This window comes from Bacillus sp. R45 (assembly GCF_021729365.1).
GTDB classification, from domain to species: Bacteria; Bacillota; Bacilli; order Bacillales; family Bacillaceae; genus Bacillus; species Bacillus velezensis.
This window is the reverse complement of sequence record NZ_CP091421.1, coordinates 697,524-711,073: the sequence shown is the minus strand read 5'-3', so window position 1 is coordinate 711,073 and position 13,550 is coordinate 697,524. Positions and strand designations below refer to the sequence as shown.

At 49.5% G+C, this 13,550-nt stretch carries 11 protein-coding genes; 3 read left to right on the top strand and 8 right to left on the bottom strand.

Features of this window, described 5'->3' with window-relative positions; genetic code table 11:
- Nucleotides 1–35: 35 nt before the first annotated feature.
- The 3 genes from L3V45_RS03675 to L3V45_RS03665 form a co-directional block, all read right to left on the bottom strand.
- A complete protein-coding gene (locus tag L3V45_RS03675; protein ID WP_014304592.1) occupies nucleotides 36–1,220 on the bottom strand; it encodes an MFS transporter in 1,185 nt (394 codons plus the stop codon).
- 63 nt (nucleotides 1,221–1,283) lie between these two features.
- Nucleotides 1,284–1,706 (bottom strand): MerR family transcriptional regulator, encoded by a 423-nt coding sequence (locus tag L3V45_RS03670; RefSeq protein ID WP_003155658.1) that lies wholly within the window; start codon nucleotides 1,704–1,706, stop codon nucleotides 1,284–1,286.
- 190 nt (nucleotides 1,707–1,896) lie between these two features.
- Nucleotides 1,897–3,786, bottom strand: a complete 1,890-nt coding sequence (locus L3V45_RS03665; RefSeq protein WP_043866904.1) for an ABC-F family ATP-binding cassette domain-containing protein — start codon at nucleotides 3,784–3,786, stop codon at nucleotides 1,897–1,899.
- A gap of 158 nt (nucleotides 3,787–3,944) precedes the next feature.
- On the opposite strand from L3V45_RS03665, the gene L3V45_RS03660 reads away from it, so the two are divergent.
- Complete coding sequence (locus L3V45_RS03660; RefSeq protein ID WP_060658614.1) at nucleotides 3,945–5,012, top strand: glycosyltransferase; 1,068 nt, start codon at nucleotides 3,945–3,947, stop codon at nucleotides 5,010–5,012.
- 46 nt (nucleotides 5,013–5,058) lie between these two features.
- On the opposite strand, the gene L3V45_RS03655 is transcribed toward L3V45_RS03660, so the two are convergent.
- The 3 genes from L3V45_RS03655 to L3V45_RS03645 form a co-directional block, all read right to left on the bottom strand.
- Complete coding sequence (locus tag L3V45_RS03655) at nucleotides 5,059–5,958, bottom strand: SDR family oxidoreductase (protein ID WP_069473190.1); 900 nt, start codon at nucleotides 5,956–5,958, stop codon at nucleotides 5,059–5,061.
- 127 nt (nucleotides 5,959–6,085) lie between these two features.
- Nucleotides 6,086–6,490 (bottom strand): methyl-accepting chemotaxis protein, encoded by a 405-nt coding sequence (locus L3V45_RS19615; RefSeq protein ID WP_369719111.1) that lies wholly within the window; start codon nucleotides 6,488–6,490, stop codon nucleotides 6,086–6,088.
- A gap of 465 nt (nucleotides 6,491–6,955) precedes the next feature.
- The gene (locus L3V45_RS03645; RefSeq protein ID WP_003155667.1) at nucleotides 6,956–8,413 is read right to left on the bottom strand and encodes a benzaldehyde dehydrogenase; all 1,458 of its coding nucleotides are present in this window, start codon (nucleotides 8,411–8,413) and stop codon (nucleotides 6,956–6,958) included.
- Between the two features lie 244 nt (nucleotides 8,414–8,657).
- On the opposite strand from L3V45_RS03645, the gene L3V45_RS03640 reads away from it, so the two are divergent.
- Both L3V45_RS03640 and L3V45_RS03635 read left to right on the top strand, forming a co-directional pair.
- Nucleotides 8,658–10,043: a branched-chain amino acid transporter BcaP gene (locus tag L3V45_RS03640; RefSeq protein ID WP_057080055.1), complete on the top strand. Its 1,386-nt coding sequence runs from the start codon at nucleotides 8,658–8,660 to the stop codon at nucleotides 10,041–10,043.
- A gap of 117 nt (nucleotides 10,044–10,160) precedes the next feature.
- A complete protein-coding gene (locus tag L3V45_RS03635; protein WP_003155670.1) occupies nucleotides 10,161–11,390 on the top strand; it encodes an MFS transporter in 1,230 nt (409 codons plus the stop codon).
- A 28-nt stretch (nucleotides 11,391–11,418) separates the two neighbouring features.
- On the opposite strand, the gene L3V45_RS03630 is transcribed toward L3V45_RS03635, so the two are convergent.
- Nucleotides 11,419–12,357, bottom strand: coding sequence for a putative nucleotide-diphospho-sugar transferase (locus L3V45_RS03630; RefSeq protein WP_003155671.1), 939 nt, complete (start codon nucleotides 12,355–12,357; stop codon nucleotides 11,419–11,421).
- Between the two features lie 15 nt (nucleotides 12,358–12,372).
- Nucleotides 12,373–13,533 carry a glycosyltransferase family 2 protein gene (locus tag L3V45_RS03625; RefSeq protein ID WP_043866901.1) on the bottom strand — a complete coding sequence of 387 codons (1,161 nt, stop codon included), beginning with the start codon at nucleotides 13,531–13,533 and terminating at the stop codon, nucleotides 12,373–12,375.
- Nucleotides 13,534–13,550: the final 17 nt, after the last annotated feature.

Here is a 13,550-nt window from a genome sequence, read left to right as displayed (position 1 = left end):
AAAGGAACTCCCGCCCGTGCGGAAGTTCCTTTTTTTTAATGTCCGGCTTTTATTCCGGCAAGATGTTTGCGTCCCATAAGAAGAACAAGCATGCCGACAAAAACGACAATCCCGCCTACTGTATATGGTGTGCTTGCGGTGAAGTGTTCTGACAGCATTCCCGCAATCCACGGAGCGAGCGCACCGCCGATAAAGCGGACTGAGCTGTAGGCTGAAGACGCGATGGAACGTTCAACCGGCGCAGCACCCATCACAGCGGTTGTCATGATCGTATTCACCATACCGAGGACAGCACCGGCAACAACGATACATGTAATGATCAACGTCTGATGGTCAGTCCAGACCCCCATAATAACGAGAATGGCCGCAAAGGCGATAAAGAGAACGACGAGCGAACGCACTGTGCCCAGCGCTTTATGCACGAGCGGCGCCGTAAAGACTGACGTAATTGCCAGCAGAAGGCCCCAGCCGAAGAAGACGTATCCGAGACCGTGTTCATCTAAATCCAGAACGAACGGAGAATAAGCAAGCAAAATAAAAAATCCAAAGTTGTATAAGAATGCAGATACTGCCATTGTCAAAAGGCCTTTATATTTGAGCGCCTTCATCGCATCAAACACACCGACGCGTTTCGCCGGTTTCGGCAGCTTCGGCAGCATGAGTGAAATCGCGCAAAGCGCTATAAACATCAGGACAGACACTCCGAAGAACGGAGCGCGCCATGAAAGGCTGCCTAGCTCTCCGCCGGCAAGCGGCCCGACAGAAATTCCCAGTCCGAGCGCGGCCTCATACAGAATAATAGCTTTGGCGCTGCCGCCGACAGATACACCGACGATGACGGCAAGCGCGGTTGAAATAAAGAGAGCATTCCCAAGTCCCCAGCCGCCGCGATAGCCGACAAGCTGAGCGATTGAACTTGAGCTTCCGCCGAGAGCGGCAAACACGATGATAAAAATAAGTCCGAGAAGCAGCGTCCATTTTGCGCCGATCCGGCTTGAAATCGCGCCGGAGAAAAACATCATAAAACCGGTAACGAGCAAATAACTTGTAAATAACAGAGATACTTCACTAGGTGAAGCATGTAATTGTGCGGCGATTGCCGGAAGAATTGGATCGACAAGACCGATTCCCATAAAGGAAATCACACAGGCAAACGCAACCGCCCAAACGGCTTTCGGCTGGCTGAATAAGCCTGTTTTCTGTTGTGATGATGTATCCATTTGACCAGACCTCCTGTTTTATCCATTAAAAGAAACGCTATATCCATAGCGTTTACAGCAAAATCATTCGATTGATTGAATGGCGCGGTCAGCTTTTTCTTTCATTCCGTTAAGGCGCGTTTTAAAATGCTGAAATGTGCTGATCTTCTCATCAATCATCTCAAGCTGGTGGTTCAAAGCGTGCTGAATCTCTTCCAGCTTTTCTTTCCGTTCCTTCGGATCCAGTGACAACAAGTACCCCTCTTTGTTTAATTCCAGCTGACGGCTCATCTCCATAAACTGCTGAAGTTCCTGAAGGGAAAAACCGAGCACTTCTTTTGTGCTGGTGACTTTTTCGAGCTCCTCCATATCATCTTCAGAGTAAAGCCGGACGCCGCCTTCTGTCCGTTTAGGAGCAGGAATCAAACCAATCTCCTCGTAAAAACGAATGGTTCGTTTTGTCAATCCGCTTCGCTTGGCAACTTGATCAATCTTCATCCATTCCAAGGTGAATCCCCCTCTTGTCGTATCTGTTTCTATTATACACCATTTGAACCTTAACGTAAACGTAAACTTTTTATGCCGGATAAACTTGGCTTGGACGGAACCTTTGTCTTTAAAGCGCCGGGAGACATCTGTGTAAGATAAAAAAAGCCGGTATGACCCGCCATCTTCTCGGGGGCCGTACCGGCTTTTCTTAATTCTCAAGTTCTTCAATCATCAGTGACAATTCGGTCCAGCGTTCCATCGCCGCTTCAAGCTCTTCAGCCGTTTTTGCCTGTTCGGCCATCAGTTCTTGTATCTTTCCGAAATCACTTCCCGCTTCAGCGATTTCCGCTTCCAGACGCTGATGCTTTTCTTCAAGGCCGGCGATTTTGTCTTCGATGCCGTCCCATTCGATCTGATCCTTGTACGAAAGCTTTTTGCGCTTTTTCTTCGGCTCTTCTTCCGCCTTTTTCTCTTCGGCCGGCTGTTTTACCGCCGTCTTCTTCTCTTTTGCTTGTTCCATGTATTCACTGTATGAACCTTGGAAACGGGAAATGACACCGTGTCCTTCAAATACGATCAGGCGGTCCACGACGCGGTCAAGGAAATAGCGGTCATGGGATACGGTGATGACGACGCCCGGGAACTGTTCGATATAATCCTCGAGCACGCTTAATGTTTCTGTGTCCAGATCATTGGTCGGTTCATCTAAAAACAGCACATTCGGCTCCTGCATCAGTACATTCAGCAAGTACAGACGGCGTTTTTCCCCGCCTGACAGCTTTCTGATATATGTCTGCTGCATCGGACGCGGGAACAGAAAACGCTCAAGCATTTGTTCCGCGGTGATGACATCGCCTTCCGCCGTTTTGACGATTTCGGCCGTCTCTTTTATATATTCAATGACTTTCATATCGCCGTTCATTTCGCTGTGATCCTGGGTGTAGTAGCCGATCCGGACCGTCTGCCCGATGGTGATATTGCCGCTGTCAGGCTGAATTCTGCCGGCGAGGCTGTTTAAAAGTGTCGTTTTCCCGATTCCGTTCGGCCCGATGATGCCGATTCGTTCCCCAGGGATGACAAGCTCATTAAACTGGCTGATCAGCGCTTGGCCGTTATAGGTAATGGAGACGTTATCGGCTTCGATTACTTGTTTTCCGAGACGGTGGGAACCGATCGCGAAATCGAGTGATCCGGAGACTGCCGGCCCTTTTTGCTCCTTGAGCGCCTCCGCTCTGTCCACTCTCGCTTTTTGTTTCGTCGAGCGCGCTTTCGCTCCTCTTCTGAGCCACGCCAATTCGCGGCGCAGGAGGTTTTGACGTTTTGTTTCTTTCTGCTCCGCCAGCGCTTCCCGTTCGGCCCGTTTTTCCAGGAATACTTCATAGTTTCCTTTATACGTATAAAGGCTGCCTCTCTCAAGCTCGTAAATTCTGTTCGTCACCCTGTTCAGAAAATATCTGTCGTGCGTGACAAGCATAACGGCGCCCGGATATTGCGATAAGTAGCCTTCCAGCCATTCAATCGTTTCATTGTCCAAGTGGTTTGTCGGTTCATCCAAAATGAGCAGGTCAGCCGGCTGGATGACGTTTTTCGCAATCGCGACGCGCTTTCTCTGGCCGCCGGACAGCTCGCTGACATCCTTCATCAGATCGGTGACGCCAAGTTTGGTTAAAACCGTTTTGGCTAACGTATTCGCCTCCCACGCATCATTCGCGTCCATTCGGGCCTGCGCATCAAGCAGGTGTTTCTGACGCTGGTCATTTTCCGGTTCTTCATTCAGCGCCTGAAGCGCTTTTTCGTACTCTCTCATCGTTCTCATGACGGCTGATCCGCCGGAATAAATATGTTCAAGAACGGTTTGTCCGGCCGGAAGCTCAGGGTCCTGATGCAAGAACTCAATATGCACGTTTCCTGAAGCCGTAATCTCGCCTTCCTCCGTTGATTCAAGGCCGGCAATGGTTTTCAGAAGCGTAGACTTCCCCGTTCCGTTCGGGCCGATTAAACCGATTCTTTCATTCTCTTCAATATGAAAGGAGATATGGTCGAATAATGTCTTATCTCCGTATGTTTTATAAAGGTTTTCCGCTTTTATGATGCTCATGGTTCCTATCAATCCTCACGTAAGTTCATGTGTTCATTTTAAATCAGGCGCTGGAATAAAACTAGTAAAAGGACAGACAAATTTCTTGGAAGAGATCATTTTGTCCGAAGAATGTTTCCGCCTCTCCTTTTATACACTGGAGGGGAAGAGGTGATGACATGATCAGCGTCAGTTTGTGCGTTATCGTGAAAAATGAAGAGGAAGTGCTTGCGGGCTGTCTTGATTCCGTCAAAGACATTGCGGATGAAATTGTGATTGCTGATACGGGCTCGACCGACCGGACGAAAGAAATCGCGGCCCGTTATACGGATAAGATTTATGATTTTGAATGGATCGATCACTTTGCCGCCGCCCGTAATTTTGTGTTTTCGAAAGCGGAAATGGATTATATTCTGTGGCTGGACGCCGACGATATGCTGACGGTAAAGGACCGTGAAAAGCTGATTGAACTGAAGGCGTCGCTTTCAAAAGAGGTGGACGCGGTATCCATGTATTATCACGTCGGCTTTGATGATCGGGGAGAGGTCAGCTTCAGATACCGCCGCAACCGACTCGTCAAGCGTGAAAAAGGGTTCCGCTGGATCGGAGCCGTGCATGAGTATCTTGAGGTATACGGAAACATCATAGAAACCGATATTGCCGTCACACACCGGAAATCCGAAAAAAAGCACTCGCCTCCCTCGGACCGCAACTTGAAGATTTATGAGAGAATGGCGGAAAACAGTGAATCGATGACACCGCGCGATTTGTTTTACTTCGCGAATGAATTAAAGGATCACGGCCAGTATCAGCGCGCCATCACGTATTATCACCATTTTCTTTCCACAAAACAGTGCTGGATCGAAGACGAGATCAGAACGTGCCAATATCTATCCGATTGCTACAGGGCGGTCGGCCATGAAGAGGCCGCCATGACGTCTCTCTTAAAATCATTTCTGATCGATTGTCCGCGGCCGGAGTTCTGCTGCAGGCTCGGCGACTATTTTGCGGAGAAACGGCAATACCGGCAGGGCGTGTTTTGGTATGAGCTCGCCCTATCCGCCAAAAGCAGTGATGCAGGCTTTACCCAGCTCGAATATTCCACCTGGTACCCCCATCTGCAGCTCTGCGTCTGCCACTGGCAGCTCGGCGACAGAGAAAAAGCGAAGATTCATAACGACAAAGCCGCCTCCTATCATCCGTCACATCCGAGTGTCCTGTATAATCAAAACGTGCTCGGCACATAACATCAAAAAAAAGAGCTGCCCCGTATGAAGGGCAGCTCCTTTTTGATTACGCTGTCGGAATTCCTCCGCTTACACTGTAAATTTGGGATGTCACATAGCTTGATTCTTCTGAGGCCAAAAAGACATAAATTCCTGCCAGCTCCGCCGGCTGTCCGGCACGCTGTAATGGAACGGCCGGTGTTTCCTTGCCGAATTTCGGAATGTTTTCTCCGGGCTGTCCTCCCGAAATCTGCAGCGGTGTCCAGATCGGCCCCGGCGCTACCGAGTTGACTCTGATTCCTTTATTCGCCAGCTGCTTTCCTAGGCCGACGGTAAAACCGATAATGGCATGTTTCGTCGCAGCATAATCCAACAGCATCGGGCTTGGATTATACCCTTCTACGGACGTTGTCGTGATAATAGACGCGCCTTCCGGCAGATACGGAAGCGCGGCTTTGACGAGCCAATACAGCGAGAATACGTTGACTTCAAATGTTTGATAGATTTGTTCTGCGGCAAGATCGCTGATATCATCCACTGCCTGCTGTTTGCCGGCGACAAGAGCGAGCGTGTCAAGACCGCCAAGCTCTTGATACGCTTTTTCCGCCAATTCTCCGCAAAACGCTTCATCGCTTAAATCTCCCGGCAGCAGAACAGCTTTTCTTCCCTCTTTTTCAATTAACGCTTTCACTTCTTCGGCATCCGGCTGTTCCTCAGGCAGATAGTTAATGGCCACATCCGCCCCTTCCCGGGCATAAGCAATCGCGGCGGCCCGGCCGATACCTGAATCGCCGCCGGTGACGAGGGCTTTTCTTCCCTTCAGCTTGCCGGCTCCTTTATAGCTTGTTTCACCGCAGTCCGGCACAGGCTTCATCTCTTTCTGCAAACCGGGCGGTTCTTGATATTGTTTTGGAAATTCATCATGATCATATTTCGTCAGCGGGTTGTGCAGATTTGCATCAGACATACAAGACTCTCCTTTATCATTGGTGATGTATTCGTATGTGTACCCCTGAGCATGACGGATCAAACGTGTAAGTGCAGTTTCCGATTGATAAGGGAAAACAAAAAAGGAGCCCGTAAGCTCCCTTTTTTTATGATTCTCCGAGCACGTTTTCAGCCATTTTCGCTAAATGCTGGGCGCTTCCTGAAATCTCCTGCATCGTGGCAGAAATTTGTTCTACCGCCGCCGCTTGGCCGTCCGTGTTCTGGTTGATGGATTCAATTGAGTCCTCCAGCCCTTTCAGCAGGCTGTGGATTTTTTTCGTAATCTGGTCAATTTGACCGACATTGTCTTTTGAATGAGTGGCAAGCTTGCGGATCTCATCCGCCACCACGGAAAAGCCCTTGCCGGATTCTCCTGCTCTCGCGGCTTCAATGGCCGCATTCAAACCGAGCAGATTGCTTTGATCCGAGATGCCCTTGACAGTGACGGAAATGTCGGCGATTTCTCCCGCGCTTTCACTGACTTGTTTCGCCTGAGCGGAAATCCCGGTCATCTGTGCTGAGAAACCGCTGATGGATTCTGAGATATCCGCGATCGCCGAAGCGGTCTGTTCCACGACGGCGGACAGGCTTTCAGCGACATCATGAAGCTTGGCTGATTTTTCAAGGCTCGTGCCGAGACCGACGCCGCCGATGACTTTTCCGTTTTCATCATGAAGCGGAATCGCTCTGGCGATCAGCGGAAATCCGAACAGCTCTTTCGGCACCATGCTTGTCTTCTTCTGATTCATGCGGATCGCGTCTGTAATGATGTCCCCTTTTTGCAGCGGATCTCCCGGCTTTACATTAAGAGAAAACGTTTTAGCCGGAATATTCACGATTAATTTTTCTGTATCATAAATTCCGATGGTGATGTCATCTTGGATCAGGCTGTTTAAAAAAGGCGCAACTTTGACAAAAGCGTCAAGCAGGCTGTGCGTTTGCTGCTCCGTCTGTATACTCATTTCTTTCACTCCTTCTTAATATGGGAATTGGCGTTTTTCATGCTGAACCGAAATCCATTTCAGCGTGGTGAATTCTTCAAGGCTCCATTCGCCGTTCAGCCTGCCGAGACCTGATTGTTTCTCGCCGCCGAACGCGACGTTCGGTTCATCATTAATGGTCGTATCGTTGACGTGAATCATGCCGGTTTCGATCCGCTTAGCAAACTCAACGCCCCGCTCCACGTTTGCCGTATGCACGGCTCCGCTTAAACCGAACGGTGTCGCGTTTGCGATGCTTACCGCTTCATCCTCCGTTTCAAACGGCATGATGCAGACGGCCGGTCCGAACAGCTCCTCCTTCGCGATGCTCATCTCAGGTTTCACATCTTTTAAAATGACGGGCTCAGCGACCGTTCCGCTGAATCGGCCGGACAGCACCGGAACCGCTCCCTCTTCTATCGCTTTTTCGACAGACCGTCTCAGGCCTTCCGCCTGTCTCTCATTGATTAAAGGACCGATAACCGTATCAGGGTCCATCGGATCGCCGACTTTCAGCGATGACACTTTCGCTTCGTAAAGCTCTGTAAATTTGTCATAAACAGATGTGTGAACGAGCACGCGGTTCGCCGACATACAGATCTGGCCTTGATGCGTAAACCGGCTGAATACGGCCGCATTGACGGCGTATTCAAGATCAGCATCCTCAAGCACGATCAGCGCGCTGTTTCCGCCAAGCTCCAACAGCGGTTTTTTAAAGTGTTTGACCGCAAGCTGTCCGATATAGCTGCCCACTCCGGTTGAGCCTGTAAATGAGATTATCCGCGGCACGGGATGCTCAACAAAGCTGTCGCCGATCTCCCCGATATCCGTCACGATGACATTCAGCAGCCCATCCGGTACGCCGGCCGCTTCAAAAATTTTCGCGATAAGCGTTCCGCCGCAGATCGGCGTTTCTTCATGAGGCTTCAGCACGACGCCGTTCCCCGCGCCGAGTGCCGGCGCAACAGATTTCATCGAAAGGAAAAACGGGAAATTAAACGGGCTGATTACCCCCGCGACTCCGGCAGGTATTCTGTACAGCCTGTTTTCTTTTCCGTCAATCGTGGACGGGAGAATTTTCCCTTCCATCCGCACCGGAAATGTTGCGGCTTCTTTTATCATATTTTTGACAAGTCCGATTTCAAACTCAGCCTTCAGCCGTGTTCCGCCAAGCTCCTCCATGATTAAGTAAATAATCGCTTCTTCGTGCTCTTCAATGAAAGAAACGGCTTTTTCCAAAATGGCCCGCTTTTTAAAAGGGTTTACTTTGTCCCATTCTTGTTTCGCAAGAGCCGCGGCGCGATATGCCGCATCCACGTCATCAGGCGTCGCTTTTCGGAATGAGGTGATGACTTTTTGAGTATAAGGATTTCTGTTTTCCAATACGTTCCGGCTGCTCCCATCCCTCCATCGGCCGCCGATAAACTGCTTATTTAGTTCTTCATATTGAAACATGTAAACATCTCCCTTTCACCGAAACTTGAAATTAGTTGATGAGTCATCTTTTGTATCGGTCTTAAGGTGAGAAAATTGAACTATTTCACAATAAAATTCCCTTTCCTTCCGTGCATCGACGCTTTTTAGCTTTGTCCTTTTAAAGTGGAAAATTCTTTAATTGACTGCGAGAAATTTCGACAATATAATACAAACGTCAGTGTATATAATGATAAGAATATTATGAATTTTCAGGAGGACCCATATGTCTTTACTATTTCGGAAAAAGCCGCTGGCCGACTTAAAGGCCCAGAGCAAACAGACCAGCCTGTCCCGCTCGTTAAGCGCTTTTGACTTGGTTTTGCTCGGAATTGGCTGTGTTGTCGGCACGGGGATTTTTGTGATTACCGGGACTGTGGCCGCGACAGGCGCAGGACCGGCTTTGATTCTGTCGTTTGTGCTCGCGGGCCTTGCCTGCGCGCTCGCCGCGTTTTGTTATGCGGAATTTTCTTCATCCATTCCGATTTCAGGCAGCGTATATACGTATTCATATGTCACTCTCGGGGAGTGTCTCGCGTTTTTAATCGGATGGGACTTAATGCTTGAATATGTTATCGCGCTCGCCGCCGTCGCAACCGGCTGGTCATCCTATTTCCAGTCGCTTCTTGCAGGCTTCGGGCTGCATCTTCCGGAGGCGCTGACCGCCGCACCCGGCAGCAAAACGGGTGCCGTGTTCAACCTGCCGGCCGTTATCATTATTTTGGTCATTACCGCGATTGTTTCAAGGGGCGTGAAAGAAAGCACCCGCTTTAACAATGTCATTGTATTGATGAAAATTGCGATCATTCTGCTGTTTATCGTCGTCGGTTTCGGCTACGTGAAACCGGAAAACTGGTCGCCGTTTATGCCGTTCGGAATGAAAGGCGTCATCACGAGCGCCGCGACCGTTTTCTTCGCGTATCTCGGATTTGATGCCGTGTCAAACGCGTCGGAAGAAGTGAAAAACCCGCAGAAATCAATGCCTATCGGAATCATCGGCGCGCTTGCCATCTGCACCGTTCTTTACATTACGGTATCGCTCGTCCTGACAGGAATGCTTTCGTACACCAAGCTGAATGTCGGAGATCCGGTATCTTTCGCGCTCCAATTTGTCGGCCAGAACAAAATAGCAGGCATTATTTCCGTCGGCGCGATTATCGGGATTACAACGGTCATGCTCGCTCTGCTTTACGCTCAGGTGCGCCTTACATTTGCGATGAGCAGAGACGGCCTTTTGCCCCGCATGTTTTCCAAGGTTCATCCGCGTTTTAAAACACCGTTTCAAAACACATGGGTGACGGGGATCGCTGCCGCCGGGATCGCAGGTTTTATTGATCTGGGAACCTTGGCGCATCTCGTCAATATGGGAACCTTGGCGGCCTTTACGGTCATTGCGATCGCCGTCATCGTTTTAAGAAAGAAACATCCGGAGATCAAATCTTCCTTCCGTGTTCCTTTCGTGCCTTTTGTGCCGATCATCAGCGCATGCTTATGCCTGTATCTCGCAAGCAGCCTGCCGGGCGTGACATGGCTCGCCTTTGTCATCTGGATCGCCGCCGGGATCGTGGTATATATGATGTATTCGAGAAAACACAGTTTGTTAAATAAATAAAAAGGGAGGCTCTTTTTTCTGTTTGAGAAAGAAGAGCCTTTTTTGCCCTTGATAATTCATTCACCTTATGAATAATATGGTGTATGCTTCGTTTACATAAAAAGGAGGAGAATCACTTTGGCAATTGCCGCCCCGCTTAAAGAAAAACCTGTCCATCGTCCCGAGACAACCATGTATTCTATTTTGTTCATTATCGGGATCTGTCATCTGCTGAACGATTCACTGCAAGCGGTGATTCCGGCGATGTTTCCGATTTTGGAACGTTCCATGAATCTTACATTTACGCAGCTCGGAATTATCGCCTTTACGCTGAATATGGTGTCTTCCGTGATGCAGCCCGTCATCGGCTGGTATACGGATAAACGCCCGATGCCGTATGCTTTGCCGCTCGGACTCACCGCAAGCATGCTCGGCATTTTAGGTCTCGCGTTCGCCCCGTCTTTTCTGACGATTTTATGCTGTGTCTTTTTTATCGGCCTTGGCTCCGCCGTCTTTCATCCTGAAGGATCGCGTGTCGCTTACATGGCCGCCGGCGAAAAGCGCGGATTGGCGCAATCGATTTACCAAGTCGGAGGGAATACCGGCCAGGCGATGGCGCCCTTGATTACCGCGCTGATTCTCGTTCCGCTCGGTCAATTCGGCTCTGTCTGGTTTACGCTAGTCGCCGCAATCGCTGTGCTGTTTCTCATTTATATCGCCAAATGGTATAAAGGCCGCCTTATTCATTTGCGCGCCGCAAGTAAAAAATCACCGGCCGCCGCTGTGCAGACCGTGATTACAAAACCGATTATTCTTGCACTTATCATGATTATCTTCTTAATTTTCGCGCGCTCCTGGTATGTGAGCGCGATCGGCAACTTCTATACGTTCTATGCGATGAATGCCTATCATGTCAGCATTCAGCAGGCACAGAGCTACATCTTCGTCTTTTTATTTTTCGGAGCTGTCGGAACGTTTCTCGGCGGGCCGCTTGCAGACCGTTTCGGAAAGCGGAACGTCATCATCGTTTCCATGACGGCATCGGCTCCCTTGACGATTTTCCTTCCGTTTGCGGGACCTGTCATCGCCTATGGCGTACTGGCGCTGATCGGCGTTGTTCTGATGTCCAGCTTCTCCGTGACGGTTGTCTACGCGCAGGAGCTTGTTCCCGGCAAAATCGGAACGATGTCAGGGCTTACGGTCGGGCTCGCCTTCGGAATGGGCGCGATCGGAGCGGTTGCGCTCGGAGCTCTTATTGATTCAGCGGGATTGACGCCGACCATGACAGCCGTCGCCTTTCTGCCCGTTTTAGGTCTGCTCGCCTTTGTCCTGCCGAGCGACAAAACATTAAAAGAATGGCATTCATAAAAAAATCCCTGCCGAAAAGGCAGGGATTTTATGTTTCAACCGTATAAAAATGAGTGTCAGGAACCGCATATTTCGGAATAAACCCGTCTCTGAAATCAGGAAACGCTTTTTGAATTTCATCAATCCATTTTTTTACGTTTTTGATGTACGGGACGTAAATCATACTGACTGTCGCCTCATCATCAATGTGATAGTACCAGCAGAGATTGAATTCGTTCTCCGTGACGAGCGTAAAGCCTGAAAAATGATAAAAAATCAGCGGGGTGTCATTGACATATACAGCCCCGTCGCGCAGGCTGACGTCATATTGCTCAATATTCCACAGCGCCGCATTCGCGCCGATCGACTCCGTGACATGCACGTGTTCAAACTGCGCGGGCCACTTTTCAACATACCTTTGGTCACCGTATGTCTTTTTTTCTTCATTCATCTCCACCGTACAATAGGAGATGCAATCCTGTCTCCACTGCCAGACCGCCCGATACGCTTCCCCGGTATTCCGCGCGCCGACAAACCCGGTGTTGTACTGCCCCGTCAGCTTGTAATAAGACGCAAACCGTTCTGAATTGCGGTGATCCGTCAGAAAAAGGGAAGCATCCGGCTTTTCCGCAAACAGCTCGCCCGCATCTGAGAAGAAAAAGAGATCGGTGTCCAAATGGGCAAAATATTCGGCTTCATCATACTCCGTCATCACATGGAACAGAAAAGCCGGCTTCAGCGTCCAGCAATATTCATGAAACGTCCGGCCGCCCTTTGCTTCAAGCAGCTCCGGGTCCTCCATTTCATGGAGCTGAACCGCCGTGACATGTTCCCACGGCACCTGCTGAAGCAGTTCGTACGCTTTCTGATCGACACACAGCACATACAGATGAAAATCCCGGCAATGCTCATGGAGAGAATGAATCATCGGCATCAGTTTAAAGATATGCGTTCTGGAAACAATGGTTGAAAAATGATATTTACTCACCATATCACATCCAATTTATTTAAGATCCACATGCAGTAAATCAGCAGTCAGCGCTTTGAACGCCCTTGCAAAGTGCGTGACGCCCAGCTTTTTTTCCGCTTTTGCCAAAAGCTTTCCGACCTCCGGCAGCTGGAAGCTGTTCGCCGTGATCCGCGGGCTTTTCGTCTTCCAGTCCGGATCGAGGTTGCGGTCTTTAACCGCGTGCAGAAGCTCGAGAAAAATGTGCAGCAAGCTTTCATATTTCTCATAATCAAGCAGCACTTCGATGTCTGCCATTATGCTGTTGGTTAACTCCGCGTCAAACGGGCCGTTAAACGCGAGGTGCACGTCAAGCGAATGAATGTCATTGTACTTGTCGCACATGTACGCGATATTCGCCCTGATGTCATCAACGGAAGCGCAGTTGCTCGGATGCTCCTGATGGACGCTCATGATATCGCGCCGCAGCTGAAATCTCATTCCCGACTGATGAAGCCTGATGCCGAGATCATAATCTTCAAAGCCGTATCTGACAATGCCTTCATCAAACAGGCCGAGATCTGCCACGTGCTGCCTCTTAACTGATGAATTGTTCGTAATGAAAAAACGCCATGGCAGACGGTAGCCGTTCAAATCATCTCCGTATTTTTCCAAAATGCTTTTCAGCACCCGGATAAAGTCGGTATCTAAATCAAAGCATCGTTCAAGAAAGCTTCCGTCTCTGATGTCACTTTCATCAAGGAGCGGCTCTTTATCGCCCGGCAGCTCTTCATACAGTTCGGCGAGTTTTTCCTTATGCTCTTTTTCAAAACGGTCATAATAAAAGCTGTAAATCCGCTTCCAGAACATACCGCATACGACAAGATCGTCCCGGTTCTCATGAGCCTTGATATGCTTCGCCACCAAATCCTTTTCGGCAAGCATGTCGCTGTCATGGAAAATCAAAATATCGCCTCTGGCATTGCGGACCGCCTGATTCCGGCCGTAAGCGATCCCTCTGTTTTCTTTAATTCTCACAAAAATCAGCGGAAAATTCGCGCTGAATGATTCAAGCATGGATAAGGTTCCGTCTTCCGAACCGTTGTCAGCCACAATCACTTCGAACGGCTCTGTGCATTCCTGTTCATTCAGGGACAGCAGGCTGTTATAAAGCCTCTCCTTGGAATTATATGCGGGAACAATGACGCTTGCCTTCACTTTTCGTTCACTTCCTG

What these genes read in the sequence shown, in the direction of transcription:
- L3V45_RS03645 (WP_003155667.1), bottom strand. Translation starts at nt 8,413, where the DNA reads ATGTTTCAATATGAAGAACTAAATAAGCAGTTTATCGGCGGCCGATGG.
- L3V45_RS03660 (WP_060658614.1), top strand. Translation starts at nt 3,945, where the DNA reads ATGATCAGCGTCAGTTTGTGCGTTATCGTGAAAAATGAAGAGGAAGTG.
- L3V45_RS03640 (WP_057080055.1), top strand. Translation starts at nt 8,658, where the DNA reads ATGTCTTTACTATTTCGGAAAAAGCCGCTGGCCGACTTAAAGGCCCAG.
- L3V45_RS03675 (WP_014304592.1), bottom strand. Translation starts at nt 1,220, where the DNA reads ATGGATACATCATCACAACAGAAAACAGGCTTATTCAGCCAGCCGAAA.
- L3V45_RS19615 (WP_369719111.1), bottom strand. Translation starts at nt 6,490, where the DNA reads ATGACCGGGATTTCCGCTCAGGCGAAACAAGTCAGTGAAAGCGCGGGA.
- L3V45_RS03655 (WP_069473190.1), bottom strand. Translation starts at nt 5,958, where the DNA reads ATGTCTGATGCAAATCTGCACAACCCGCTGACGAAATATGATCATGAT.
- L3V45_RS03665 (WP_043866904.1), bottom strand. Translation starts at nt 3,786, where the DNA reads ATGAGCATCATAAAAGCGGAAAACCTTTATAAAACATACGGAGATAAG.